Source organism: Microvirga sp. TS319, from assembly GCF_041276405.1.
Taxonomy (GTDB): Bacteria; Pseudomonadota; Alphaproteobacteria; order Rhizobiales; family Beijerinckiaceae; genus Microvirga.
This window is the reverse complement of record NZ_JBGGGT010000002.1, coordinates 3363220-3388034: the sequence shown is the minus strand read 5'-3', so window position 1 is coordinate 3388034 and position 24815 is coordinate 3363220. Positions and strand designations below refer to the sequence as shown.

Annotated in this window: 22 protein-coding genes; 7 read left to right on the top strand and 15 right to left on the bottom strand. The window is 66.9% G+C overall.

Annotated elements, in window-relative coordinates:
- The first annotated feature begins 45 nt into the window (after positions 1 to 45).
- Positions 46 to 1899: a DNA mismatch repair endonuclease MutL gene (mutL, locus tag AB8841_RS25445; RefSeq protein ID WP_370438544.1), complete on the top strand. Its 1854-nt coding sequence runs from the start codon at positions 46 to 48 to the stop codon at positions 1897 to 1899.
- 29 nt (positions 1900 to 1928) lie between these two features.
- Here the strand turns inward: mutL and AB8841_RS25440 are convergent, their stop codons facing one another.
- Both AB8841_RS25440 and mgrA read right to left on the bottom strand, forming a co-directional pair.
- Entirely contained in the window at positions 1929 to 2330 is a 402-nt protein-coding gene (locus tag AB8841_RS25440) for a PilZ domain-containing protein (protein ID WP_370438543.1), read from the bottom strand.
- Positions 2331 to 3258: 928 nt separating this feature from the next.
- The gene (gene mgrA, locus AB8841_RS25435; protein WP_370438542.1) at positions 3259 to 4302 is read right to left on the bottom strand and encodes an L-glyceraldehyde 3-phosphate reductase; all 1044 of its coding nucleotides are present in this window, start codon (positions 4300 to 4302) and stop codon (positions 3259 to 3261) included.
- Between the two features lie 278 nt (positions 4303 to 4580).
- Here mgrA and AB8841_RS25430 point away from each other — a divergent pair, with 278 nt between their 5' ends.
- Positions 4581 to 7064 (top strand): glucose/quinate/shikimate family membrane-bound PQQ-dependent dehydrogenase, encoded by a 2484-nt coding sequence (locus tag AB8841_RS25430; RefSeq protein ID WP_370438541.1) that lies wholly within the window; start codon positions 4581 to 4583, stop codon positions 7062 to 7064.
- Between the two features lie 51 nt (positions 7065 to 7115).
- Here the strand turns inward: AB8841_RS25430 and AB8841_RS25425 are convergent, their stop codons facing one another.
- The 3 genes from AB8841_RS25425 to AB8841_RS25415 all read right to left on the bottom strand — a co-directional run bounded on the left by AB8841_RS25425 (position 7116) and on the right by AB8841_RS25415 (position 10874).
- Positions 7116 to 8156 carry a zinc-dependent alcohol dehydrogenase family protein gene (locus AB8841_RS25425; protein WP_370438540.1) on the bottom strand — a complete coding sequence of 347 codons (1041 nt, stop codon included), beginning with the start codon at positions 8154 to 8156 and terminating at the stop codon, positions 7116 to 7118.
- A 131-nt stretch (positions 8157 to 8287) separates the two neighbouring features.
- On the bottom strand, positions 8288 to 8845 hold the full coding sequence (gene rsmD, locus AB8841_RS25420) for a 16S rRNA (guanine(966)-N(2))-methyltransferase RsmD (protein WP_370438539.1): 558 nt from the start codon (positions 8843 to 8845) through the stop codon (positions 8288 to 8290).
- 13 nt (positions 8846 to 8858) lie between these two features.
- Positions 8859 to 10874 (bottom strand): pseudouridine synthase, encoded by a 2016-nt coding sequence (locus AB8841_RS25415; protein WP_370438538.1) that lies wholly within the window; start codon positions 10872 to 10874, stop codon positions 8859 to 8861.
- Between the two features lie 40 nt (positions 10875 to 10914).
- Here AB8841_RS25415 and AB8841_RS25410 point away from each other — a divergent pair, with 40 nt between their 5' ends.
- Positions 10915 to 11391 (top strand): nucleoside deaminase, encoded by a 477-nt coding sequence (locus tag AB8841_RS25410; RefSeq protein ID WP_370438537.1) that lies wholly within the window; start codon positions 10915 to 10917, stop codon positions 11389 to 11391.
- A 124-nt stretch (positions 11392 to 11515) separates the two neighbouring features.
- On the opposite strand, the gene AB8841_RS25405 is transcribed toward AB8841_RS25410, so the two are convergent.
- The 3 genes from AB8841_RS25405 to purD form a co-directional block, all read right to left on the bottom strand.
- Positions 11516 to 12202, bottom strand: a complete 687-nt coding sequence (locus AB8841_RS25405; protein WP_370438536.1) for a GH25 family lysozyme — start codon at positions 12200 to 12202, stop codon at positions 11516 to 11518.
- Positions 12203 to 12236: 34 nt separating this feature from the next.
- Positions 12237 to 13142, bottom strand: coding sequence for an alpha/beta fold hydrolase (locus AB8841_RS25400; protein WP_370438535.1), 906 nt, complete (start codon positions 13140 to 13142; stop codon positions 12237 to 12239).
- A gap of 140 nt (positions 13143 to 13282) precedes the next feature.
- A complete protein-coding gene (purD, locus tag AB8841_RS25395; RefSeq protein ID WP_370438534.1) occupies positions 13283 to 14560 on the bottom strand; it encodes a phosphoribosylamine--glycine ligase in 1278 nt (425 codons plus the stop codon).
- 309 nt (positions 14561 to 14869) lie between these two features.
- Between purD and xseA the strand changes: the two genes are divergently transcribed.
- Together xseA and AB8841_RS25385 are read left to right on the top strand one after the other, a co-directional pair.
- A complete protein-coding gene (gene xseA / locus AB8841_RS25390) occupies positions 14870 to 16444 on the top strand; it encodes an exodeoxyribonuclease VII large subunit (protein ID WP_370438533.1) in 1575 nt (524 codons plus the stop codon).
- Between the two features lie 94 nt (positions 16445 to 16538).
- Entirely contained in the window at positions 16539 to 16763 is a 225-nt protein-coding gene (locus AB8841_RS25385) for a DUF2093 domain-containing protein (protein ID WP_370438532.1), read from the top strand.
- 12 nt (positions 16764 to 16775) lie between these two features.
- Here the strand turns inward: AB8841_RS25385 and lpxK are convergent, their stop codons facing one another.
- The 7 genes from lpxK to AB8841_RS25350 all read right to left on the bottom strand — a co-directional run bounded on the left by lpxK (position 16776) and on the right by AB8841_RS25350 (position 22456).
- Positions 16776 to 17789, bottom strand: a complete 1014-nt coding sequence (lpxK, locus tag AB8841_RS25380; protein ID WP_370438531.1) for a tetraacyldisaccharide 4'-kinase — start codon at positions 17787 to 17789, stop codon at positions 16776 to 16778.
- Positions 17789 to 19078, bottom strand: coding sequence for a 3-deoxy-D-manno-octulosonic acid transferase (locus AB8841_RS25375; protein WP_370438530.1), 1290 nt, complete (start codon positions 19076 to 19078; stop codon positions 17789 to 17791). Before AB8841_RS25375 ends, lpxK begins: the two co-directional genes overlap by 1 nt.
- Complete coding sequence (locus AB8841_RS25370; protein ID WP_370438529.1) at positions 19075 to 19815, bottom strand: lysophospholipid acyltransferase family protein; 741 nt, start codon at positions 19813 to 19815, stop codon at positions 19075 to 19077. Before AB8841_RS25370 ends, AB8841_RS25375 begins: the two co-directional genes overlap by 4 nt.
- 16 nt (positions 19816 to 19831) lie before the next feature.
- Positions 19832 to 20062: a DUF4170 domain-containing protein gene (locus AB8841_RS25365; protein WP_370438528.1), complete on the bottom strand. Its 231-nt coding sequence runs from the start codon at positions 20060 to 20062 to the stop codon at positions 19832 to 19834.
- Positions 20063 to 20121: 59 nt separating this feature from the next.
- Positions 20122 to 20925 (bottom strand): inositol monophosphatase, encoded by an 804-nt coding sequence (locus tag AB8841_RS25360; protein WP_370438527.1) that lies wholly within the window; start codon positions 20923 to 20925, stop codon positions 20122 to 20124.
- 119 nt (positions 20926 to 21044) lie between these two features.
- Positions 21045 to 21974, bottom strand: coding sequence for a 4-hydroxybenzoate octaprenyltransferase (gene ubiA / locus AB8841_RS25355; RefSeq protein ID WP_370438526.1), 930 nt, complete (start codon positions 21972 to 21974; stop codon positions 21045 to 21047).
- A gap of 17 nt (positions 21975 to 21991) precedes the next feature.
- The gene (locus AB8841_RS25350; RefSeq protein ID WP_370438525.1) at positions 21992 to 22456 is read right to left on the bottom strand and encodes a hypothetical protein; all 465 of its coding nucleotides are present in this window, start codon (positions 22454 to 22456) and stop codon (positions 21992 to 21994) included.
- Between the two features lie 238 nt (positions 22457 to 22694).
- Between AB8841_RS25350 and AB8841_RS25345 the strand changes: the two genes are divergently transcribed.
- Both AB8841_RS25345 and AB8841_RS25340 read left to right on the top strand, forming a co-directional pair.
- Positions 22695 to 23441, top strand: a complete 747-nt coding sequence (locus AB8841_RS25345; protein ID WP_370438524.1) for a 16S rRNA (uracil(1498)-N(3))-methyltransferase — start codon at positions 22695 to 22697, stop codon at positions 23439 to 23441.
- Positions 23442 to 23608: 167 nt separating this feature from the next.
- Positions 23609 to 24748, top strand: coding sequence for a carboxylate-amine ligase (locus AB8841_RS25340; protein ID WP_370438523.1), 1140 nt, complete (start codon positions 23609 to 23611; stop codon positions 24746 to 24748).
- The last annotated feature ends 67 nt before the right edge of the window (positions 24749 to 24815 follow it).

Genomic DNA, 24815 nt, shown 5'->3' with positions numbered 1-24815 from the left:
CCCCTATCTTTGTCTTTTCCGATTCCCTCGAACGTGAAGGGCCTCATGCTCGTCCGCCGCCTCGATCCCATTCTCGTCGACCGCATCGCCGCGGGCGAGGTTGTCGAGCGTCCTGCGGCCGCCGTGAAGGAGCTCGTCGAGAACGCCGTCGATGCGGGCGCGGGCTCCATCGAGATCGCCGTCGAGGCCGGTGGCCGCCGCCTGATCCGCATCGTCGACGACGGGCAGGGCATGACGCCGGGGGATCTCGAACTCGCCGTCGAGCGCCATGCCACCTCCAAGCTGCCGGACGGCGATCTGTTTTCCATCAACACGCTGGGCTTCCGGGGCGAGGCTCTGCCGTCCATCGGCGCGGTGGCCCGCTTATCCATCACGACGCGCACGAAGGAGGCGGAGACCGGTTCCATGATCGTGGTCGAGGGCGGCGTGAAGCATCCCGTGCGGCCCGCGCCGGCCCCCAAGGGCACGCGCGTCGAGGTGACGGATCTGTTCGCCGCCACGCCCGCGCGCCTCAAGTTCCTGAAGAGCGACCGCTCCGAGGCGCAGGCCGTCGCGGAGATCGTCAAGCGCCTCGCCATCGCGCATCCGACCGTGCGCTTCACCCTGTCCGGGGAGCACATCACGTCCTTCACCTATCCGCCGGAGGAACCCGGCGAGCATGGGTTCCTGCGCCGCCTTTCCCGCGTTCTCGGCTCCGACTTCAACGAGAACGCCATGACGATCGGCGTCGAGCGCGAGGGCGTGCGGCTCACGGGTTTCGCGAGCCTTCCGACCTATCATCGCGGCACCTCCACCGCGGTTCATTTCGTCGTGAACGGGCGGCCCGTGCGCGACAAGCTCCTGCTCGGCGCCGTGCGGGGCGCCTATGCCGACGTGATGGCCTCCGACCGCCATCCGGTTCTCGCCATGATGATCGATCTCGATCCGCGCGCGGTGGACGTGAATGTGCATCCGGCCAAAACCGAAGTGCGTTTTCGCGACCCCGCCTTCGTGCGCGGCTTCGTGGTGGCGGCCATCAAGGAGGCGATCACGCGCTTTTCCATGCGCGCGTCCTCGACCGTCGGCGCGCGCACGCTGGAGAGCCTGCGTCCGCAGGGCGTGCTGTCGTCGCGCCCGGCCTATGGCCATCACCGGCCTTCCGTCATTCGCCCGTCGAGCGGCTTCGCCCATTGGCAGGCGCCGCTCGACCCCGCTCCGCACGCATTTGCGTCCGCTCCCGGGCTCGCGGAGACGCAGGCGAGCCTACCCGATCTCGCGGCTCCCTCTGCCGACAGCCGCGCGACGCTCACCGACATCGAGCCGGAGACGGAGGCGTCTCCCCTCGGCGCCGCGCGCGCGCAGGTGCACGGCACCTACATCGTCGCGCAGACGCAGGACGGCATCGTCATCGTCGATCAGCATGCCGCGCATGAGCGCCTCGTCTACGAGCGCCTGAAGCGCGAGCGGGCATCCTCGGGCATCGCGCGCCAGTTGCTGCTGATCCCCGAGGTTGTCGAACTCGATCCGGTCGATGCGGATCGGGTGCTCGCGGAGGCCCCCATGCTGGAAGGCCTCGGCCTTGCCGTCGAGCCATTCGGACACGGGGCCTTGCTCGTGCGCGAAGTGCCATCGGCCCTCGCGGGTGGGCGGATCAAGGCGCTCGTGCAGGACGTGGCGGATGCGCTCGCGGAATGGGGACAAGGGGCCGCCAATCCGCTCGAGGAGCGGCTCGACGGGGTGCTCTCGCGCATGTCCTGCCACGGCTCCATTAGGGCGGGACGGCGCATGCGGCCCGAAGAGATGAACGCGTTGCTCCGCGAGATGGAGGCCACGCCGCTTTCCGGCCAGTGCAACCACGGGCGGCCCACCTACGTGGAGCTGAAGCTCAGCGACATCGAGCGATTGTTCGGGCGGCGCTAGCCGTTTCCCGCGTCCGACGATGCGCTGCTCTAGGCGACGCCGTGCAGCACCTTTGCCGGCCTCGCGGGATCGCGCTCCACCTCGACACGCACCCTGTCGAACTCGTCCTGAAACGAGCCGGGGGCATGGGCGATGTGCTGCAGACGACCGTCCGCCCGGTCCGTCGAGCGCACGAAATGGACGCCGAGGGAGTCGCTGTGGCGCCAGCACAAGCGCGCCCGGTGGACCTGGAGGTCGTGGGCGGCGATGAAGATCTCGAAGTCGTCAGGCAGTTCCGTGTTCTGATCGAGGGCAATTCTCGCGCCGCCGGTCGAGATATCTTCGATCCGGCAGGAAATCATGGAATCGGGCCCTAGCACGATCTTGGCGAGATGCTGCGTGCGAAAGCGCCGGGCCTGTCGGCGATTGTCGATACGGCTGCGAGTGCCCATAGGCCCGACCTGCTGGAATGGTTAACGCCACGCCTCGTCTTAATGTTGCGTTAACTATTTTCCAATCCCCCTTTCGGGTAATTCCATAGGACATTCGTCCAACAGATGGGGCGGCACAGAATGAAGCGAGCGGTTGCCGCTGTGTTCTTTCCTGAGGCGTCGGCGGATATGGGCCTCCACCTGCGCGAGGATGACACGAGAGGAGGGCGCGGCCCTTTGATAACCGACGGGGGCCGTGGAGCGCTGACGTTGACTTGAGGTACTGCTCAGAAACCTCGAGCATCGAACGCCAAAGTGGAAACCGGTTTTGCGTGAAAAGATGCTCAAAAACAGAGGCTGACTGCATCGGATGTCGGTCCGATGTCACATCCGACGCTGTAGCGCCGGTTTCGACGAAGCGGCTCCGGCCCGCCGTCCGCAAATGGGGCGAAGCCAAAAACAAGCGCTGTTTCCCGGAAAAGTCTAAGCAGCTTAGATCAGGACCTGACGTGCAAAGATCCCTACGAAGCCCATCCCCATCAGAAGGAACGGGAACCATTTGGGGCAGGAGGTCGGTTCGTCGGGTTTCATCCTCTGTCGCTCTCTTTGATCGTCGCAGGGCCGTGGAGGCGGGATGAGCCTCAGTTCATCCGTGAAGCCCATCCCGTGTGCCCCCACGCGAAAACCGCTAACGGCATCAGGTGACGGCACGATGACACGTTCAAGAATGGGCGCCCTGGCTGCGAGAGGCTGATCCCGCGTCCAGGGCGTGGGCCGCGTGCGAGAGCTCGCAGCGACATCCCGATGGTACTGCGCAGGCCGGAGGCGTCAACGCAGTCGAGGAGCGGAGATGCCGCGTCCCCGTTCATTCCATGAGGAAAGAATGGGCGCTCTGCCGATCCACTGCACAGCGCCCGGCGGCGCAAGTCGTTGCGGAACGGGGACGCCTTCAGCGCGCCGGGCCGGTGCGTTCCGACGATGCCGCCCAGATATTGAGGCCGCCCTCCATGGCGTAGCGGTCGATCTCCGCAAGCTCATCCGGGGTGAATGTGGGATTCCTGAGCGCTCCGACGCAATCCTCCACCTGTTCGGGGCGGCTCGCGCCGATCAGCGCGGAGGTGACGCGTCCGCCGCGGAGGACCCAGGCCAAGGCCATCTGCGCGAGCGTTTGCCCGCGCCGCGCGGCGATGTCGTTGAGGCTGCGGATCCGCGACAGGTTCTCATCGTTCAGAAAACTCGTCCTGAGCGACTTGCCGGCCGCGGCTCTGCTGCTGTCGGGAATGCCGTCGAGATATTTCGTGGTCAGCATGCCTTGCGCCAGCGGCGAGAACACGATGGAGCCCATGCCGAGATCGTCGAGCGCATCGAGAAGGCCGTCCTCCTCGATCCAGCGGTTGAGCATGGAATAGCTCGGCTGATGGATGATGCAGGGCGTCTTGAGCTCGCGGAGAATGGCCAATGCTTCGCGAGTGCGCTGCGCGTTGTAGGAAGACAGGCCGACATAGAGCGCCTTTCCCTGCCGCACGGCGGAGTCGAGCGCCATCATGGTTTCCTCCAGCGGCGTCTCCGGATCGAAGCGGTGCGAATAGAAGATGTCGACATAGTCGAGCCCCATGCGCCTGAGGCTCTGGTCGAGGCTGGAGAGAAGATATTTGCGGCTGCCCCATTCGCCGTAAGGGCCCGGCCACATGCGGTAGCCTGCCTTGGTGGAGATCACGAGTTCGTCGCGCAATCCGTGGAACTCGCTGCGCAGGATTTCTCCGAACAGCGTCTCGGCCGAGCCGGGAGGGGGTCCGTAATTGTTGGCGAGGTCGAAATGCGTGATGCCCAGGTCGAAGGCGGTCCGGCAGATCTCCCGCGCGGTCGCGGCCGATTTGTCCTCTCCGAAATTGTGCCACAGCCCCAGCGAGATCGCCGGCAGCTTCAAGCCGCTTCGTCCGCAGCGATTGTAGATCATCTCGTCGTAACGGTTGTCGGCGGGCTTATAGGCCATGGCTTCCTCCAGGAGATTTTCGGCCAGGCAGGCTGGCACAGGGAGCATCGCTGTGTCGAGAGAGGCCGGAATTCGGCTCGGCGACGGTGACTTGGCCGGAAAAGCTCGGCCATGTGTGAACAATTCCTAGGAGCCGGCGTTAAGGCATCGGACGCGTGCTCGATCTCACGTCCGATGCCTTGCCCTTTGTGGTTTCGAGCATCCTTTCGCGCAAAACCGGGCCCCACTTTTGCGTCCGATGCTTTAGCGGGTGCCCGATCGGCCTGTCAGAGGACCTCATGAACAAGTTGTCGTGGAGCCCTGTTCTTCTCGGAACAGGCATCGTCATCGCGCTGATGGGATTGGCGCTGGGAGCGGGCGGCATCTGGCTGATCAGCCTCGGCGGCTCCTGGTACTATTGTCTCGCGGGCCTCGGCTTTCTGGTGACGGCCTATCTCCTCGTCATCGCGCGGCCTTCGGCTCTTTGGGTCTATGCGATCGTCGTCGCGGGCACGCTGCTCTGGGCCTTGTGGGAGGTCGGACTCGACTGGTGGCCCCTCGGCGCGCGCGGCGGCCTGGTCTTTCTGGTCGGCCTCTTCCTGCTGACGCCGTGGGTGAGGCGCGCCCTCAGGACCGAGCCGTACGGGATCGAACGCGCCATCCCGGCGCGGGTGCCGGCCTTTCGCGGCGCGGGATTGCCGCTGAGCGCAATTCTCGGCCTCTCCCTCGTGGTCGCGGTCGCCTCCTGGTTCGTCGATCACCGCACGATCGAAGGCGCCGCTCCCGATGCGCGCGCCCAGGTTCCTCCCGATGCGCTCGGCGTGCCGGCCGGCGAATGGCACGCCTATGGGCGCACCGGATACGGGCAGCGCTACTCACCCCTGAACCAGATCACCCCCGCCAACGTCTCCAATCTCAAGGTCGCCTGGACCTATCGCACGGGCGATATCCGCGGCCGTCCGGGCGATCCCGAGGAGACGACATTTCAGGCGACGCCTCTCAAGATCGGCAACAGGCTTTTCCTGTGCACGCCGCATCAGGACGTCATCGCTCTCGACGCGACGACCGGACAGCAGATCTGGCGCTACGAGCCGAAGGTGCGCGGGGAGCTTGCGCTTCAGCATCTCACCTGCCGCGGGCTATCCTACTATCCCGGCGACGGCGCGACGGCGGCCGCGCCTGCGGCCCCGCAGGACGGGCAGGCGAAGCCCGTGCCCGATCTGCCGGTCGCCGCGGCCGCAGGCGCACAGACGGTGCCGGAATGCAACGCGAAGCTCTTCATGCCGACCGCCGACGGCCGTCTGATCGCCATCAATCCCGACACCGGCGCCGTCTGCGCGAGCTTCGGCGGAGGGACGGGGCAGATCAATCTCTGGCGCAACATGCCGAACGTGAATCCGGGCGCCTATTATTCCACGTCGCCGCCCGTGGTGGCGCGGGGCGTCATCGTCGTCGGCGGCACGGTTCTCGACAACGTGTCGACCGCCGAGCAGTCCGGCGTCATCCGCGCCTTCGACGTCAACACCGGGGCTCTCGTGTGGAACTGGGATTCGGGCAAGCCCGACGTCACCACGCCGATCGCGCCCGACGAGACCTATGTGCCGAACTCTCCGAACAGCTGGTCCATCTCCAGCGTCGACGAGGATCTCGGCCTGATCTACGTGCCGCTCGGCAACCAGCCGCCCGACCAATGGGGCGGCAACCGCAGCGAGAACGTGGAGCGCTTCTCGTCGTCGGTGGTGGCGCTCGACATCGCGACCGGGCAGCTGCGCTGGGTCTTCCAGACCGTGCATCACGACCTGTGGGATTACGACGTGCCCTCGCAGCCGAGTCTCATCGACCTGACGATCGGCGGGCAGAACGTTCCCGCGCTCGTGCAACCGACGAAGCAGGGCGAGCTCTACGTGCTCGACCGGCGTACAGGACAGCCCGTGCTTCCCGTCACCGAAAAGCCTGCGCCGCAAGGCGCCGCGCAGGGCGACAGAACGGCGCCGACGCAGCCGGTCTCGGCCCTGTCCTACGATCCGCCGCCGCTGAAGGAGAGCGACATGTGGGGCGCGACGCTGTTCGATCAGCTCGCTTGCCGCATCGCGTTCAAGAAGCTGCGCTACGAGGGCCGCTACACGCCGCCCTCGCTCCAGGGCTCGCTGATCTATCCGGGCAACTTCGGCGTCTTCAACTGGGGCAGCGTCGCGGTCGATCCGCAGCGTCAGATCGCCTTCACGACGCCGACCTATCTCGCGTTCGTGTCGCGGCTCGTTCCGCGCCAGAACGACAAGACGCTCTACGTCCAGGGCAGCCAGCGCCCCGAAGGAAGCCTGCCGGCGCTCAACGAGAATTTCGGCGCGCCTTTCGCCGTGAAGCTCTATGCCTTCACGTCGCCCCTCGGCATTCCATGCCAGGCCCCGCCATGGGGCTATGTGGCGGCCGCCGATCTCACGACGGGCAGAATCGTCTGGAAGCACAAGAACGGCACCACGCGAGACGCCGCCCCCGTTCCGCTGCCGCTGCCGCTCGGCGTGCCCAATCTCGGCGGGCCGATCATGACCGCAGGCGGCGTCGCCTTCCTGTCGGGCACCATCGACTATTTCATCCGCGGCTACGACGTCTCGACCGGCCGGCAGTTGTGGGAGGACCGTCTGCCCGCGGGCGGGCAGGCGACGCCCATGACCTATACCGGCGCGGACGGGCGGCAATATCTGCTGGTCGTCGCGGGCGGACACGGTTCGCTCGGCACGAAGGCGGGCGATTACGTGATCGCCTACGCGTTGCCCAAACAATAGCACTGGAGCATCGCTCACGCGGTTCACGTCCGAGCTGCGCGAGCGATGTCTTTAGAACTGCGTGATGACGCTGATGCCGAGGCCCTCGAATCGGTCCATGTTCATGAGGGCGGCAGGGGCGTCCTCCAGGCTGATCCTCTTGCCGACGAGCTTGTGCGGCAGGAGCTTGCCCGTCTCGATCATGCTCATCATGGCCTGATAGCGGAAGGCCTGCATGCCGTGGCTGCCGAGGATTTCCAGCTCCCAGCCGATCACGCGATCCATCGGGATCTGCGGCCGGGCGTGATCGCCCAGCATGAGGCCGATCTGCACATGGCGCCCGCGGCGGCGCAGGTTCGCGATGGAATTGAAGCACGTGGCCGGATGGCCGAGCGCGTCGATGGAGACATGCGCGCCGCCCTTCGTGATCTCCCGCACCGCCTCGACCACATCGGCGACCTCGCGGGCGTTGATGGTCGCGACCGCGCCCATCTGCCTTGCGAAGTCGAGCTTCTCCTGCGTGAGGTCGATGGCGATGACATTCGCCCCCATGGCGGCCGCGATCATGATCGCCGACAGCCCGACGCCGCCGCAGCCATGCACGGCAACCCAGTCTCCCGGTCCGACGCGCCCCTGGTCGACGATGGCCCGGAACGAGGTCACGAAGCGGCAGCCGAGGCTCGCGGCGGTTTCGAAATCGAGGCTCTCAGGGAGCGCCACGAGGTTCGTGTCCGCGTAATCGACCGCCACGTATTCGGCGAAGGATCCCCAAGCCGTGAAGCCCGGCTGGAATTGGTGCTCGCAGACCTGATGGTTGCCGGAATTGCACTCGAAGCAATGGCCGCATCCGCCGACGAACGGCACCGTGACGCGGTCGCCCTTCTTCCATCGGGTCACCTGCTTCCCGGTGGCGAGGACGGTGCCCGCCAGTTCATGGCCCGGCACATGGGGCAGCACCACGTCGGGATCGTGCCCCATCCAGCCGTGCCAGTCGCTCCGGCACAATCCCGTCGCCTCCACCTTGATCACCACGCCTTCGGCCGACGGCGCCGGATCGGGCACGGTCTGAACGCGGGGCGGCTGGCCGAATTGCTCGAAGAGAACGGCTTTCATGGGAGGCCTTTCATACGCGAGGAGCGGGAAGAGGCGGTATAGCGGGCGTGCGGTGCGGGGGCAAATAGGGCGATGTCGGGGGTGATGGATCCCGAGCTCTGCTTCGCAGGCCCGGGATGGCAGCGGGATGGTTACCCGCTGAACCGCCCGAACAGCACCTTGGTCTCTCCGTAATCCCGCCGCTCGATCTCCTCGAAGCCGTCCGGCAGGCTGACCTCGACGCCTTGCGCTTCCTCCACCACGACGAGCGCGCCGGGCGTCAGCCAGCCGCCTTCGGCGCAGGCGCGCAGGGCTTTGGGCGCAAGGTCCTTGCCATAGGGCGGATCGCAGAAGACGACCGAGAAGGGAGCATTGGGCGCGGCCTCGCCCATGCGTGTCGCGTCGCGTCGGAAGAGGCGCGTCGCGCCGCCGGCGCCTAAAGCTTCCACGTTCTCGCGGATGAGGCCCCGCGCCTGCGCGCCGTCGTCGACGAAGAGCGCGAAGGCTGCACCGCGCGAGAGGGCCTCGAGCCCCATGGCGCCGGTGCCCGCGAACAGGTCGAGCACGCGCGCGCCTTCCACCGGGTCGTCGTAGCCGTGCTGAAGGATGTTGAAGAGCGTCTCGCGCAGGCGGTCCGAAGTCGGGCGGATGGCGTCCGAGCTCGGCCCCTTGAGCGAGCGGCCGCGCCAGCGCCCGCCCACGATTCTCATGATCTAAACCTCATCAGCGACGGCCGCGCGGGCCGCCCTTGGATCCGCCGCCGGGGCCTTTCTTGAAGCCGCCCTTGGAGGCTCCGCGAGGGCCGCCTTTGAAGCCTCCGCCGCCGCGCGGTCCGCCCCGCGAGGGGCCGTCGCCACGCGGGGGACCACGGCGCGGGCGGTCGTCGCCGCCTTCGTCGCGGGCCCGGAAGGGGCGCTCTCCATAGGGCTTGCGCGGACGATCCTCGCCGCCCTCGCGGGAGCGGAACGGGCGCTCGCCCCCCGCACGGCGCGGACGCTCGTCGTCATCGCGACGGGGACGGCCTGCGCCTCCCTCGCGCTTGAAGCGGGACGGCGCCGCGTCGCGGTCGTCGCGGCGACGGGGACGCTCCTCGCCACGGGAGGCGCCGCGGCCTCCGCGGGCTGCCGGAGCCTCTTCCTCCTGCGGCTGGCGGACCATGCGCTCCACCACGACCTTGCGGCCTTCCGGCGAGGCGATGGCGCCGACGCGCTCGCGCTGGCGCTCCGCGCTGGCGACGCGCGCCTCGCGCGGGTCGGCGCCGCGTCGCGGCACGCGCTTGCGCGGCGCATCCTCCTCGGTCTCGCCCGCGCGCCAGACGCTCTTCTTCACGTCGAGGCGCGAGGGACGCTTCTTGGGCTCTTCCTCTTCGCGCTCGAAGCGGTCGCCCCCGCGTGCGCGGAAAGGCCTCTCGTCGTCGCCGCGCGGGGGACCACGGCGCGGGCGGTCATCGCCGCCGCGACCGAAGCGGGCGGGGCGCTCGTCGCGATCCTCGCGGAACTTGCGCTCCTTCGCCGGGGAGCCGAAGGGCGCGATGGGCTCGCGCACCGGGCTTTCGAAATCGACGCCCGCCTCGGCCGCGAGAGCGTCGCCGAGTTGATCCTTGAGCACCTTCGTCTTCACTTCCTCGACCAGGCCCTGCTCGAGATCGCCGAGCTGGAACGGGCCGAAGGACATGCGGATCAGGCGGTTCACCTGCATGCCGAGATGTTCGAGGATGCGCTTGATCTCGCGGTTCTTGCCTTCGCGCAGGCCCATCGTGATCCACACGTTGTCGCCCTGCATGCGGTCGAGGCGCGCCTCGACGGGACCGTATTCAATGCCGTCGATGGTGATGCCGTCGCGAAGCCCGTCGAGATCGGCCTGCGTGATCTCGCCGTGGGCGCGCACCTTGTAGCGGCGCAGCCAGCCGGTATCGGGATGGGCGATCACGCGGGCGAGGCCGCCGTCATTGGTGAGCAGCAGCAGGCCTTCGGTGTTGATGTCGAGCCGGCCCACCGCCACCACGCGGGGCAGGTCCTCGGGCAGGTTGTCGAACACGGTGGCTCGCCCTTCCGGGTCGCGCGCCGTGGTCACGAGGCCGCGCGGCTTGTGGTAGAGCCACAGGCGCGTGCGCTCCTTGGTGGGCAGGGGCTCCCCGTCCACGGTGATCATGTCGGCGGCCGTCACGTTGACGGCGGGGCTCTCCAGAACCTGGCCGTTGAGGGTGACGCGGCCTTCCGCGATCATCGCCTCCGCGTCGCGCCGGGAGGCGATGCCCGCACGGGCGATCACCTTGGCGATGCGGTCCTCGGCTGGCTCCTGTGCGGCCTCGCTCGAAACCTCCGGGCGCTGCTCCTCACGCCTGCGGTGGGGGCGCTCCTCGGCGGAACGGTCGAAGCGGCGCGGGCGATCCTCGCCGCCACGGCCCCGGAAGGGGCGGTCACCATCCTCGCGGCGGGCTCGGAAGGGCTTGTCGCCTTCCGGCCGGGGGCGGCGCGGGCGCTCGTCGTTGTCGCGGCTGCGGAAGGGCTTGTCGCCTTCCGGCCGGGGGCGGCGCGGGCGCTCGTCATTGTCGCGGCTGCGGAAAGGCTTGTCGCCCGCGGCGCGGGGCTTGCGGGGACGCTCGTCCTCGCCCCGTGCGCGGAAGGGGCGCTCGCCGCCTTCGCGGGGTTTGCGGAAGGGCCGGTCACCGGTGGTGCGGCCACGGTCGGAGCGTCCCGAGGAACGGCCCTTGCGATTATCGTCGTTGCTGTCGGTCATGGGAGCCTGATAGCAGAGGAAAGAAACAGAAGCGAGAGACATGGATAACGACGATCGCAATCCATCCGATCCGGCGAGGGGGGATCCGATGAGCGCGGCCTTCGAGGAGGCCCGCGCCGCCGCCGCGCGCGGGGAGGTGCCCGTCGGGGCCGCTATCGTCAAGGACGGCCGCGTCGTCGCCTCGGCGGGCAACCGCCCCCGGGAGCTGCGGGATCCGTCCGCCCATGCGGAGATGCTCGCCATCCGCCGCGCCTGCGAGGCGCTGGACGACGAGCGGCTCTCCGGCTGCGATCTCTACGTGACGCTCGAACCCTGCACCATGTGCGCGGGCGCGATCTCCTTCGCGCGCATCCGGCGGGTCTATTACGCCGCGCCCGATCCGAAGGGCGGCGCGGTGGACCACGGCGTCCGCTTCTTCGACCAGCCGACCTGCCACCACGCGCCGGAGGTCTATGGCGGCATTCGCGAAAGCGAGGCGGCGGCCCTGCTCAAGGCGTTCTTCGAGGAGAGGCGATAGGGTTTCCCTTATTCGTCACGCTCCCGTTCCGCCATGGCCGGGAATGACGAAGGAGTCGCGTAACCTGTGAGCTCCGACGAGACGCGGGATTGATTCTCAGGACCTCAGGAAATCCTGCGGCTCGTTAGCGGGTGAGCACTGCCATGTCGCGAATGACATTCAGATCGACCTGCCCAACGATGCCGTCGACGCTGCCTGCATTGTGATATTGCCAGACGCTCCATTGCTCGTCATCGGGGCGCCTGAAAAGCGAGCGGACCCAGAGCGGCCTTCGGGGCAGGATGTCCTTGTAGGCGTCCCAGAATTCGGGCGTGACATAGAGAATGGCGGGCCTGCCGGTCTGCTCCTCGACCGCCGCAAGAAAGCTGTCGATCTCGGCTCGGATTGCGGAGGGCTCCGGCTTCGTGGCGCAATTCCCGCCAAACTCAAGGTCGAGAGCTGCCGGGAGCGAACCTTTGTCCTGCCCGAGCGCGTCAAGGAAGTTCCTGGCTTGATCGCGGCCGGGGCGGCAGAAGGTGAAGAAGTGATAAGCACCGACTTTCAGACCGGCTGCCTGAGCTTCTCTCCAGTTCGCGGCAAATCGCGTGTCGCGGTAATCGCCGCCTTCCGAGGCCTTGATGAACGCGAAGGCGACGTCATCGCGTGCCACCTTCCGCCAATCGATTTCCTTTTGATGGTGGGACACATCGATGCCACGCATCGGATGGACCGTGCGGCTGGGCTCGTAGAGAATGACGTAAACCGCGCCGAGCCCTGCGGCCATAGCCATCACCACGGCCAAGCAAAGGATGAAGCGGATGAACTTTCGCATCGAGCGATATTCTATATCGCTCGATGCGTGGTGACTATCCCAGAAAATCCTGCAGCGCCTCCAGGGTCGCGCTCGGGTTCTCCTCCGCCACGAAGTGGCCCGAGGTGACGCCGGTGCCGTGCGCCTTGGGGGCGAAGCTCTGGCGCCAGACCTCCAGCGGCTGCTTCTCATCCCCGACGGGGCCGCTGACGAACTCGTAATCGCTCCAGATCAGGCAGGTCGGACACTGGATCGTCCGGCCCGCCGCGAGATCCGCCTCGTCGGCTTCGAGATCGCGCGTGGCGCCGGCCCTGTAATCCTCGCAGAAGGCATGGATGCGGGTCGGGTCGTTGCAGCTCTGCCGGTAGGATTCGAGGGCGCGGGGATCGAAGGCGCTGAGGTCGCCCGCCGCGGACCAGGCCTTCATCAGACCCTCGAAATAGGGGATGGGATCGCGGGCGATGTCCTCTTCCGGCTTCGGATAGGCTTGCGAGAGATAGCCCCAATGCGCCTCGGGCATGGCCCCTGAGCGCATCTGCTCCCACATGTGATAGGTCGGCAGGATGTCGAGAAGGGCGAGGCGTTCCACGCGGCCGGGATGGTCGAGCGCCAGGCGATAACCCACGCGCGCGCCGCGATCGTGGCCGATGACGGAAAAACGCACGTGGCCCAAGGCTCCCATGACGCGGATGACGTCCTCTCCCATGGCGCGCTTGGAATAGGTCTCGTGCCTCTCGTCGCCCCTCGGCGCCTTCGACCAGCCATAGCCGCGCAGATCCATGCACACGACCCTGTGCGTCTCGGCGAGGGTCGGCGCCAGGTGGTGCCACATGGCGTGCGTCTGCGGAAATCCGTGCAGCAGCACCAGCGGCGGGCCATCGCCCTTCGAGCGCGCGAAGATCCGTCCGATCTCCGTATCGATCCAGTGACTCTCGAAACCGGGGAAGAGATCGTCGCTCATGGAAAGGCCGCTCACTGGTGCAGGGATTGCAGGGATGTGGTCTTTCCGAACCTAGAGCATCGAACCCAAAAGTGGACTCCACTTTTTGCTAGCGCGGCCCGCCGGGTCCGCAGGATGCGCCAGGGGAGCTCAGCGGTTTGTCAGCCCCGCTCGCGCTCCACCGCGCGCCAGCCGATATCGCGGCGGCAGAAGCCCTCCGGCCAGTCGATCCTGGAGACGGCTTCGTAGGCCTTCGCCTGCGCCTGCGTGATCGTTTCGCCGAGCGCGGTGACGTTCAGCACGCGCCCGCCATTGGCGAGGATCCGGTCGCCGTCCTGCTTCGTGCCGGCGTGGAAGACGATGACGCCGTCGAGCGCTTCGGCCTTGTCGATGCCCCGGATCTCGGAGCCCTTCTCGACGGCGCCGGGATAGCCTTTCGCCGCCATGACGACCGTGAGCGCAGCCTTGTCCGACCAGTGAAGGGACACGGTGTCGAGCCTGCCGTCGCAGGCGGCGAGAAACGCCTCCGCGAGATCGGATGTGAGGCGCGGCAGCAGCACCTGGGTCTCGGGATCGCCGAGGCGCGCATTGTACTCGATGAGCTGCGGCCCCTCGGCAGTAAGCATAAGGCCCGCATAGAGAATGCCCTTGTAGGGCGCTCCGCGCGAGGCCATGCCTTCGAGCGTGGGTCCGATGATCTCGCGCATGACGCGCGCCTGCAGCTCGGGCGTGAGAACCGCCGCGGGCGAATAGGCGCCCATGCCGCCCGTATTCGGTCCCTCATCGCGGTCGAACACGCGCTTGTGATCCTGCGCCGTGCCGAAGGGAACTGCGTTGGTGCCGTCGCACAGCGCGAAGAAGCTCGCTTCCTCGCCTTCGAGGAAGGCCTCGATCACCACCTCGGCCCCGGCCGCACCGAGGCCCCCGCCGATCATCATGTCGATGGCGGCCTCCGCCTCCTCGAAGGAGGTCGCCACCACCACGCCCTTGCCGGCGGCAAGGCCGTCCGCCTTCACCACGATGGGAACGCCGTAGCTGCGGATATAGGTCTTGGCGGTCTGCGCGTCCGTGAAGCGCCGGTAGGCCGCGGTGGGGATGCCGAACTCGGCGCACAGATCCTTGGTGAAGGCCTTCGAGCCCTCGAGCTGGGCGGCCGCCTTGCTGGGCCCGAAGGTCTTGATGCCGGCGGCGGTCAGGTCGTCCACGAGCCCGGCCACCAGGGGAGCTTCCGGCCCCACCACGACGAAGCCGATGGCCATCACCCGGCAGAAATCGATCACTGCCGCGTGGTCGGTCACGTCGAGGGTGACGTTGGTGCCGTGTTTCGCGGTGCCCGGATTGCCGGGAGCGATGAAAAGGCGCTGGCAGAGGGCGCTGGCCGACAGGGAGCGCGCCAGGGCGTGCTCGCGGCCGCCCGAACCGATGAGAAGGATGTTCATGGCTGTAAGCCCTCTGTGAAGACGTCTGGGCTCTTAGAGCATCGGACTCGAAAGCGGAACCCACTTTTGGGATCCATTCGGTGTGTCGCTTGAGGCTGGCGCATCGTTCGGGGCCGCCGGAGGCGCGGGCCGCCCGAAGGCCGTTCGCCCGTCCTGGCGAGGCCGTTTCCGGGCGCAGGCTCATGGTCCCGGCGGCGAAGGCTCTGCGTCGTTCCGGCAGTGGACAATCGGGAATTCCATGAGGATTGCCGGTTCCGGGCCCGGCCCGCGGCCTTGGCAGAGGAGGGGTGGAGCGACTAGGTTCTCCTCATGTTCGCAGCAAAAGCTCCCTCCAATGCCCAGGAATGGTCCGTTTCGGATCTCGCGGGCGCTCTCAAGCGCACCCTTGAGGATGCGTTCGGTTTTGTCCGCCTGCGGGGTGAAGTGTCGGGCTATCGCGGGCCCCATTCGTCGGGGCATGCCTATTTCTGCCTGAAGGATCAGAACGCCCGCATCGACGCGGTGATCTGGAAGGGCTCCTTCGCCAAGCTCAAGATCCGCCCTGAGGAGGGGATGGAGGTCATCGCCATCGGGCGCATCACCACCTTTCCGGGCTCTTCCAAATACCAGATCGTCGTCGACAGCCTGGAGCCCGCCGGCATCGGCGCGCTCATGGCGTTGCTGGAGGAGCGTCGCCGCAAGCTGACCGCCGAAGGCCTCTTCACGGCCGAGCGCAAGCGGCGCCTGCCGTTCCTGCCCCGGGTGATTGGCGTCGTGACCTCGCCCACGGGTGCCGTGATCCGGGACATCCTCCATCGGCTGGAGGATCGTTTCCCGCGCCATGTGCTGGTCTGGCCCGTGCGCGTGCAGGGCGAGACCTGCGCGGCGGAGGTGGCGGCCGCCATCCGCGGCTTCAATGCCCTGGATCCTGGCGGCAGGATTCCGCGTCCCGATGTGCTCATCGTCGCACGGGGCGGCGGCTCCATCGAGGACCTTTGGGGCTTCAACGAAGAGATCGTCGTGAGGGCCGCGGCCGAGAGCGAGATTCCGCTCGTCTCGGCGGTGGGGCACGAAACCGATACGACCCTCATCGACTACGCCGCGGACGTGCGGGCGCCGACCCCGACGGGCGCGGCGGAAATGGTCGTGCCGGTGCGCGTCGAGCTCGCGGCCAGCGTCAACGACCTCGCCCGCCGCCATACGGAGACGATGCTGCGCCTCGTCGAGCGCCGCCGTTCCGATCTTCGCGCGACGGCCCGCGCCCTGCCGACGCCCGAGGCCCTGTTCTCGCCGAAGCGCCAGCGGCTGGATCTCGCCGCGGCGAGGCTCTATCCGGCCCTCGCCCGCAATGCGCGCGGACACGAGGAGCGGCTGTTGAAAGCCGCGCGCCAGCTCGCGCATGTCTCTCCGGTGGCGAACGTGGCGCGCATGCGGGCCAAGCTCGATGCAATCGGCTCGCGCCCCTACAACGCGGTCTGCCGTTTGGTGACGTTGCGCAAGGAGACCCTCAAGCAGCTCGACCGCCGTCTGGTCGTCTCGCGGGAGACCCTGCTGCGCGCCGAGCGCACGCGCATCGCGCAATCCTCCGAACTCGTGCGGCGCGTGGCCGAACGCCTGGCGCCTGCGCTCAAAGGGCAGATTACGCGAAAGGCAGACCGGCTGAACGCGGTGTCGAAGCTCTTCGACAGCCTGAACTACAAATCCGTGCTCCAGCGCGGCTACGCGCTCGTGCGCGACGCGGAGGGGCAGCCCCTGCGCACGGCGGATGCGGTGCTCGACGGGCAGCCTCTCGTGCTCGAATTCGCCGACGGTCAGGTCGAGGCCACGGGCGGGCGCATCGGTTCCCGCCCGAAGCCGGTGAAGCCCAAGCTCGTCGCGAAGGAAGAGCAGGGCGCGTTGTTCTAGCGCATCCGTCGAACCTGCGGCGCGTCGGCATTGAAAACCGTGCACCTCGCGCCCTTATCCTTATAAAGTGTCTGCGAACCTGCGATGGCCGGGAATGATGAACAAGCACGAGCGCGGTGGCGGTGAGGCCGTCGTGCAATATCTCGACAGCAACCTGCGGATCATAAAGCCCGGAGCGTTCGTGCGCTGCGCCGTGACCGGCAAGCCCATTCCCCTCGACGAACTGAAGTACTGGAGCGTGGAGCTGCAGGAAGCTTATGCCTCGCCCGAGGTGGTGATGATGCGCATCACCGGGAAGACGCTTCCTGGGAAAGGCTGACGTTTCCGTCGCTCAAGGACGCGACAGGCGCCTGTCGCCGATCTTGCGCAGGATGAAATTGCGCAGTCCGTTCTCGTCGTGAAGGTGAAGCCGCACGGGCAGAACCATCAGGTCGGTCCAGGCTCCCGGGCCGTTCAGGCCGGCGATGCGCACGAAATCCTTCTCGGTCGTGATGGCCTGAAGCCCGCGGGATGCAGCCTGCCGGCGAAGTTCGTCGAGATCGGCGAGAGTGTAGGGGTGATGGTCCGGAAAGGCGCGCGTCTCCTCGAGGATCGCACCGCAGGCGCGCAAGGTTTCGAAGAATTTCTCCGGACGTCCGATGCCCGCAAAGGCCAGGACCCTCCGACCCCGGAGCGCGTCGGCAAGCGCCCGGCCGGGAGCGAGATGGCCGCTGAAGACACGCTTGCCCCAGTGATGCGCCAGATCCGCCACGCTTGTCCCGCCCGCGCCGGTGCCGATCACGAGCACCGCATCGACGGCGGGCCATTGCGCCGGCATCGGCGCGCGCAAGGGCCCTGCGGGCAGGGGCAAACCGTTGCCGATTCCCGTGACCCCATCGACGACCGCGATGGTGCAGTCCTTCCGGAGCGACGGATTCTGCAGGCCGTCATCCATGATCAGCACCGTGGCTCCGATCTCATGGGCGAGGCGTGCGCCCGCCGGACGGTCCGCCGATATGATGGCAGGCGCCATGGCGGCCAGAAGAAGGGGCTCGTCCCCCACGTCACCGGCCTTGTGTTGCGGCTGCACCTGCACTGGGCCGCGAAGATTGCCGCCATATCCGCGCGACAGGAAGGCGGGGCTTTCGCCCGCCGCGTCGAGGATCTCCGCGACGGCGAGGGCCGTGGGCGTCTTGCCGGCGCCTCCGGCCGTGAAATTGCCGATGCAGACGACGGGGAGGGCGGCGCGTTCGCCGTGCTGCCGCATCCGGTGGCCCGCAATGGCACCGTAGACCGACGCGGCCGGACGCAGAAGGTTCGCCATGAAGGAGGAGCGGGGCAGCCACCAGAAGGCTGGCGCACGCATCAGCGTCGCGCCCCGAGCTTGGCCTGTGCGATGAAGGGATCGATGGATTGCATGGTGCGCTCCACGGCGCCGCCGAGGGCCTGTACGGCCTCTCCGGCGGCCCGGGCCATGTCGCGGGCGAGCGCGGGATTGCTCAGAAGCTCGCTGACGGCCCGCGCCAGGGCCGTGCTGTCCTTCACCATCAGGGCGCCGCGCCCCTCGTCGATGGCTGCATAGACGTCGTCGAAGTTGTGGACATGGGGCCCGTGAAGAATGGCCGCGCCGAGCTTGGCGGGCTCGATCGGGTTTTGCCCTCCATGAGCGACCAGGGAGCCGCCCATCACGACGATCGGGGACAATCTGTAGAACAGGCCCATCTCCCCTACCGTGTCGGCCACATAGATGTCGGTGGCGCGGTCGGGGTGAATGCCTTCGGAGCGGCGGCCGGCGCGCAGACCGGCCTGCGTGGCGATGGCGGCTACCTCGGGCCCGCGGTGGGGATGGCGCGGCGCGATGATCGTGAGCAGCTGCGGGTGCCGTTTGGCGAGCGCCCGGTGCACCGCGACGATGACGCCTTCCTCGCCCGCATGCGTGCTGGCGGCGAGCCAGACGGGACGGCCCGCGATGAGCCCCGACAGATGCGCGACGACACGCGGATCGGCCGGAGGAGGGGAGGCGTCGAATTTGAGATTGCCGGTCACGAGGACGCGGGGCGCCCCCAGCTGGGCAAGCCGCGCCGCATCGTCCTGGCTTTGGGCGAGGCACAGGGCGAAGCGCTCCAGCAGCCCTCCGATGACGGATGGAAATTTCTGCCAGCGCTTGAAGGACCGGTCCGACATCCGCCCGTTGACCAGGACGAGCGGAATATGCCGCTCGTCGAGGGCCATGACGGTGTTCGGCCAGATCTCGGATTCCGCGATGAGAGCGAGATCGGGCCGCCAGTGATCGAGGAAGCGCCGCATGTAGCGCGGCACGTCGAGAGGCATGAACTGGTGGAGCGCCCCGGGCGGCAGACGGCGTGCGATGAGGGCGGCCGAGGTGCGGGTTCCGGAGGTCACGAGGACCGAAAGGCCGCGCTGGGTCAGGCGCTCGACGACGGGCAGCAGGGACAGGGTCTCGCCGATGCTCGCGCCGTGGACCCAGATCAGATGGCCTTTGGGTCTCTGACGACTGGGGTGGCCCTGGCGCTCGCCCAGGCGCGTGCGGTCCTCGCGCCCCTTGCGCTGCCGCCACAGAAGAAGTCCGAGGACGGCGGGTTCGAGAAGGGCCGTGGCCGTGCGGTAGGCCCTGAAGAGAAACGGGGTGCTCACGCGTGCGATTCCCCTGCGAAGGCCGGCGATGGTTTCGCTCCGGGGTCCTGCGACCCGACGAGGGCGTAGGCGCGCTCGTGAACGGCATCGAGCTCCCGCTCCACCCGGAGACGAAGGGCCTCGAGCGTGGTCGCATCCGCATCCCGCGGGACATGGACCGGCTCGCCGAGCACCATCGCGCCGCGCCCGAAGGGCAGGCCGATGCTGGCCCTGTCCCAGCTGTCGAAATCAATGCGGCGGCTGGTGACCACGGCAACCGGCACGATGGGGCGGCCGGACATCTGCGCCAGGGTCACGATGCCCTGTCCACAGACCCGCGAGATCTTGGGAATGTCCGCGGTCATCACCACCATTTCACCGCCCGCCAGCGCCTTGAGCATGGCGCGCATGGCCTGAATGCCGCCCTTCTTGCGGATATCGCGGCCGCGCGCACCCGATCCGCGGATGGCCCTGATGCCGAGATGGCGCAGGGCGACCGCGTTGAACTCTCCGTCACCGGAGCGGGAGACGAGGCTCGCCGCCCGGTCCTGGGGCCGCTTGGCGAAATGGATCATGAAATGCTGCCCGTGCCACATGGCGGCGATCACGGGCATCTGGGGGCCGATCCGATCGTAGGCATCCGCCGGTTCCATGACGAACCGGTTCGTGCGCTGCACGAATTTCAGATAGCTCGCGACCACGAAGCCCAAGGCTTCCTGGACCGGTCGCGACCGAACGATGCGTTTGACGAGACCCATCTTGGCCGTGAAGCCCTTAAGCCTGCGGCTCCAGAAGGCGGTGCAGATGCACGATGAAATAGCGCATCTGGGCATTGTCGACCGTTGCCTGCGCCTTGGCCTTCCAGGCAGCATGGGCAGTGGCGTAGTTCGGGTAGATTCCGACGATGTCGAGCTTGGTAAGATCCTTGAAATCGATGGTTTCGAGGCTCGTGAGCTCACCGCCGAAAACCAGATGGAGCAGCTGCTTGCCGGACGTATCGGTCATGTTTTCAGAACTCTTCCGAATGGATGCGGGAATGGGATAACGCCATGAGGCGACCTTGATCAGGTCCTCATGGCTCCAATAGCACGAGGATGCAACCGTGACGCAACGGCAATCATCTCGCCGTGTTTCGGCTGAGGTTGGTTGTAAGTCGGTGGCAAACCAGCGAAATCCGTCAGCAGGCCGCCAGCCTCGCGCAGGATGAGATCGGCGGCGGCGATATCCCAGTCCTGTGAATTGTGGGAAACGAGGCCGACATCGATCGAGCCGTCCGCCACACGGGCGAGGCGCAGCGCCAGAGAGGGCACCTTGGGCAGCCGCTCGACGGGGCCGACCTGGCGCTCGAACCTGTCCACCAGGGGTTTGGGGCCCGCCACGCGCATCGGATCCGCGGGAAGCGTCTCGGTGAGCCGGAGCCTTTCGCCGTTGCACCAGGCACCGCCGCCGAGACTTGCTTCGTAGAGACGATCGTGAACGGGGGCGTGCAGAATGCCGAGAACGGGCGTCCCATCCTTCACGAGGGCAATGGACACGGCCCAGTCCGGATGTCCGGACGCGAAGGCGCGCGTGCCGTCGATCGGATCGACCACCCAGACATGGGTGCGGTTCAGTCGGGCGGGATTGTCCGCCGTCTCTTCCGACAGCCATCCCGCCTGCGGGAAGAGGCCCGTCAGGTGCTCCTTCAGAAAGGTGTCGAGGGCGATGTCCGCTTCCGTGACCGGGGAACTCTGCCCCTTATACCAGAGCCGCGCAGCCGTCTGTTCGCCCGCGCGAAAGTAAGGGAGGGCGAGGGCTCCGGCCTGGCGCGCCGCATCGCGTACGGCTGCGGCCAGGGGTGACAGGGGATCGGACACAGGAGAAAGCATCCTTCTCAAAATGGGTAGGCCGGGCGGCGGATACCAGGGAGGATCGCGAAGAAACTCTGTTCCTTCGCGGCACACCCCTCATTCGAAAGAAGGCCCGGCCGGGCCCAGAAACCGAGCGCCTAGAAAAGGGCGTCGACGATCATGGTGGCGAACAGGATCAGGCCCGCGTCGCGGTTGGAGCGGAAGAGCCTGAGGGCTCCCGCGCCATCGGCTCTGTCGATCCGGGCCACCTGCCAGCCGAGATGCAGGGCGAAGAGACCGAGGCCTATGAAGGAGGCGATGCCCACGCCGGCCTGGACGAAGGCCGCGGTCATGAGCAGGATGGTCAGGCCGTAGCAGATGCCGACGCCCAGTGTCACGCGCTCGCCGAAGAAGCGGGCGGAGGATTTGATGCCGGCGATCTCGTCGTCTTCGATATCCTGGAGGGCATAGATGGTGTCGTATCCCACGACCCAGGCGATGCTGGCGAGATAGAGCAGGACCGGGGTCAGGCTCAAGGAGCCGAAGGCGGCGGCCCATCCCATCAGGGCGCCCCAGGAAAAGGCGAGCCCCAGCACGATCTGCGGCATCCAGAAGAACCGCTTCATGAAGGGATAAAGCGCGACGACCGCCAGGGAGCCGAAGCCCGTGAGGATGGCGAAGCCATTGAATTGCAGGAGAACGAGGAGCCCGATGAGTCCCTGGAGCCCGAGGAAGGCGAGCGCTCCCTTGAGGCTGACCTGACCGGAGGGCAGGGGACGCTGGCGGGTCCGCTCCACACGAAGGTCGAGATCCCGGTCGACGATGTCGTTGTAGGTGCAGCCCGCGCCGCGCATGGCGACGGCGCCGATCAGGAAGAGGAGGCAATGAAGCGGGTCGGGATAGGGCTGCCCCTTTACGAGGGCCGCCAAGGCCGCGGACCACCAGCAGGGAAGCAGCAGCAGCCACCAGCCGATCGGCCGCTCGATCCGCGCCAGGCGCAGATAAGGGCGCAGGCGCTGCGGGGCCCACCGGTCGGCCCAATGGCCGCGCACGGCATCGGGAAGGGATGACGCCCCGGGACGCTCCATGACGGTCTCGACCTCGATTAGAGAGCGCCCTTGGGCACGCTCAGCGTACCGGTCAGGCCGCCGCCGATGCGGCCGGGAGTGCCCTGCTGGGCCTGCTGCTTGGCGCGCTTTTCCATTTCGGCCATCTTCGCGGCCGCACCGCAGGCCTGGGTCTTGAAGGACTGGGCGCGCTTATGATCCTGCTGGAAATTCTCCACCACCTGATCGGGAACCTGGCACCAGTCCTTGTTCGCGGTCATCCACTTCAGGCCGGCGTCCCCGTTGGTCACGAGCTTGCCGAAGACCGTGCAGGCGGCGCGGGGATCGATCTGCTTCTTCTTGCCTCCGCCGGTCAGGCCGTTGATCTGCTTGACCAGATCCTGGCGCTCGACCAGGATCTTCTGACCGTCCTGACAGGCGTTCGACTGCGCAAAGGCAGGAGCGGATGCGAAAATGCCAACGGCGGCAAGCGCGGCCATTAAGGTCGGACGGATGTGCGTCATGGCAAAAACCCTTCATGAAGCCCGCGACGTCTCGCGGACTTGTGCTCTGTTAACAGGTTACGGCCCCTCAGGCCAAGGGGCGATTGGTCGCCCGAGACCAAGCTGTGCATCGAGCTGTGCCATGGCACACCTTAATCCCAGATGACCGGCGGCCTGCAACCCCTCCTCAGGCACGGGGGAACTTGGTAATGCTCCGTCGTTCAGCCCTCCAGGAATCCCTCAACCCTCCAGAAATCCCATGGCCGCTTACGATTTCAACGCCCCCCGCCTCTTCGTCTCAGTGCCTCTTCAAAAGAACGCGAGGATCGCTCTCGACCGGGGACAGGCCAATTATCTGTTGAATGTATTGCGCCTCCGGGATGGGGAGAGTGTCCTGATCTTCAATGGGCAGGACGGGGAATGGCGGGCTGAAGTGTCCGTGGAGGGACGCAAATCCGCCGACCTCGTCTGTGCGGAGCAGACCCGGGCGCAGACCACCCGGCCCGACCTGATCTATGCCTTCGCGCCCCTCAAGCATGCGCGGCTGGATTACATGGTCCAGAAGGCGGTCGAGATGGGCGCAGGGATTCTCCAGCCGGTCATCACACGGCGGACGCAGAGCACCCGGGTCAACCTGGAACGCATGCGCAGCAACGCCGTCGAGGCGGTGGAGCAGTGCGGGATCCTGACGATTCCGGAGGTGCGTGAAGAGGAGAATTTAAAGCGTTTTCTCAATGCCTTGGAAAAGGATCGCGTCCTTGTGTTCTGCGACGAGAATGCGCCGGTTTCCAATCCGGTCGAAGCTCTGGCCAAGCTTGGGAACAATCCAGCAGGCCTTGCCGTTATCGTGGGCCCCGAAGGGGGATTTACCGACCAGGAGAGAGCGCTTGTCGCCGCCCACGAAAGATGTGTTTGCGTATCGTTGGGACCGCGAATCCTGCGAGCCGACACCGCCGCAGTGGCAGCCCTCGCGATCGTTCAGTCGGTCCTTGGCGACTGGCACTGACGCGCCCGTCTTACGATGGGGCAGGCCAATTCGCCTCTAGTTTTACAAGCTTAGCAGTTTAGAGCCGATTCGCCCCATTCACGCCCTATTCAAGCAGAGTGTGGAGCGGGCGGGAGGTCATCCTGCGCGTAAGGGTCATTCCTGAAAAAAATAGAGGAAACCGGGAAATGAGCTGGGATTTCAAGTTCGGCATCGAGGAAGAATACTTCGTGAACGATGCCGCCAAACGGGACGTGGCCAAGGGAAGAATCAGGGAGTTCTTCGCCTCCTGCCGGGAGCAGCTCTCGGACGGCATCCAGCCCGAGATGCTCGAGCCCCAGATCGAGATCGCGACGAAGCCCATGAAGGATTTCGCCGAGGCGCGCTCCCAATTGTCCGGCCTGCGCTCTGCGACGGGCGCCATCGCCCGCGACTACAATCTGTCCATCATGGCATCGGGCACGCATCCGCTCGCCGTCTGGTCGCGCGTGCGCCCCAGCTCTCAGCCCCGCTACGGCAAGGTGATGCACGACCTGCAGATGCTCGGCAGCCGCACGGTCCTTTGCGGCATGCACGTGCATGTGGAGGTGCCCGACCTCGCCACGCGCGTGGACATCATGAACCGCATTCAACCCTATCTGCCGCTGCTGCTGGCGCTGTCGACCTCCTCGCCGTTCTGGCAGGCGCAACGCACGGGCCTTCTCGGTTATCGCCTCGCGGCCTATCGCGAGTTGCCGCGCACCGGCCTGCCGGACCTGTTCGACGGGGCCGAGGACTACCAGCGCTACATCGACACGCTCGTCGCCTCGCGCGCCATCGAGAATTCGAGCTACGTGTGGTGGGTGATCCGGCCTTCGCTGAAGCACCCGACCCTGGAGCTGCGCGTGGCCGACAGCTGCACCCGCCTGGACGACACCATCGCGATTGCGGCTCTTTATCGTTGCCTCGTCCGCCACTTGAGCCTGGAGCCCAAGCTGAACGCCGGCCAGACCGGCGCGTCGCGCGCCATCAACGACGAGAACAGCTGGCGGGCGATGCGCTACGGCATCCACGGCAGCTTCGTCGACGAGAGGACCCGGAGCGCCAAGCCCGTGCGCGAACTGCTCGACGAGGTGCTGGACATGATCCGGGACGATGCGAAAGAGCTCGGCTGCGAGAGGGAAGTGGATCTTGCGCGCTGGATCGTGGCGCGGGGAACCAGCGCCGACCGGCAGCTTACCCTCTACACGGAAGCCCTCGGGCGCGGCCTGTCGAGCCGCGACGCTCTGGCCAGCGTGGTCGACTGGCTCTCCGCCGAGACCGTCGGGGACCTGGTCGTCCGTCATTGAGGTGTTGACGGCCCCGCACTTTGTGGGGCTGCCCCTCATTGCAGCTTGGCCTTAACCCGCCTATCTA

Coding starts and splice junctions, on each gene's coding strand:
- mutL (WP_370438544.1), top strand. CDS start 46: ATGCTCGTCCGCCGCCTCGATCCCATTCTCGTCGACCGCATCGCCGCG.
- AB8841_RS25440 (WP_370438543.1), bottom strand. CDS start 2,330: ATGGGCACTCGCAGCCGTATCGACAATCGCCGACAGGCCCGGCGCTTT.
- mgrA (WP_370438542.1), bottom strand. CDS start 4,302: ATGGCCTATAAGCCCGCCGACAACCGTTACGACGAGATGATCTACAAT.
- AB8841_RS25430 (WP_370438541.1), top strand. CDS start 4,581: ATGAACAAGTTGTCGTGGAGCCCTGTTCTTCTCGGAACAGGCATCGTC.
- AB8841_RS25425 (WP_370438540.1), bottom strand. CDS start 8,156: ATGAAAGCCGTTCTCTTCGAGCAATTCGGCCAGCCGCCCCGCGTTCAG.
- rsmD (WP_370438539.1), bottom strand. CDS start 8,845: ATGAGAATCGTGGGCGGGCGCTGGCGCGGCCGCTCGCTCAAGGGGCCG.
- AB8841_RS25415 (WP_370438538.1), bottom strand. CDS start 10,874: ATGACCGACAGCAACGACGATAATCGCAAGGGCCGTTCCTCGGGACGC.
- AB8841_RS25410 (WP_370438537.1), top strand. CDS start 10,915: ATGGATAACGACGATCGCAATCCATCCGATCCGGCGAGGGGGGATCCG.
- AB8841_RS25405 (WP_370438536.1), bottom strand. CDS start 12,202: ATGCGAAAGTTCATCCGCTTCATCCTTTGCTTGGCCGTGGTGATGGCT.
- AB8841_RS25400 (WP_370438535.1), bottom strand. CDS start 13,142: ATGAGCGACGATCTCTTCCCCGGTTTCGAGAGTCACTGGATCGATACG.
- purD (WP_370438534.1), bottom strand. CDS start 14,560: ATGAACATCCTTCTCATCGGTTCGGGCGGCCGCGAGCACGCCCTGGCG.
- xseA (WP_370438533.1), top strand. CDS start 14,870: ATGTTCGCAGCAAAAGCTCCCTCCAATGCCCAGGAATGGTCCGTTTCG.
- AB8841_RS25385 (WP_370438532.1), top strand. CDS start 16,539: ATGATGAACAAGCACGAGCGCGGTGGCGGTGAGGCCGTCGTGCAATAT.
- lpxK (WP_370438531.1), bottom strand. CDS start 17,789: ATGCGTGCGCCAGCCTTCTGGTGGCTGCCCCGCTCCTCCTTCATGGCG.
- AB8841_RS25370 (WP_370438529.1), bottom strand. CDS start 19,815: ATGGGTCTCGTCAAACGCATCGTTCGGTCGCGACCGGTCCAGGAAGCC.
- AB8841_RS25365 (WP_370438528.1), bottom strand. CDS start 20,062: ATGACCGATACGTCCGGCAAGCAGCTGCTCCATCTGGTTTTCGGCGGT.
- AB8841_RS25360 (WP_370438527.1), bottom strand. CDS start 20,925: ATGCTTTCTCCTGTGTCCGATCCCCTGTCACCCCTGGCCGCAGCCGTA.
- ubiA (WP_370438526.1), bottom strand. CDS start 21,974: ATGGAGCGTCCCGGGGCGTCATCCCTTCCCGATGCCGTGCGCGGCCAT.
- AB8841_RS25350 (WP_370438525.1), bottom strand. CDS start 22,456: ATGACGCACATCCGTCCGACCTTAATGGCCGCGCTTGCCGCCGTTGGC.
- AB8841_RS25345 (WP_370438524.1), top strand. CDS start 22,695: ATGGCCGCTTACGATTTCAACGCCCCCCGCCTCTTCGTCTCAGTGCCT.
- AB8841_RS25340 (WP_370438523.1), top strand. CDS start 23,609: ATGAGCTGGGATTTCAAGTTCGGCATCGAGGAAGAATACTTCGTGAAC.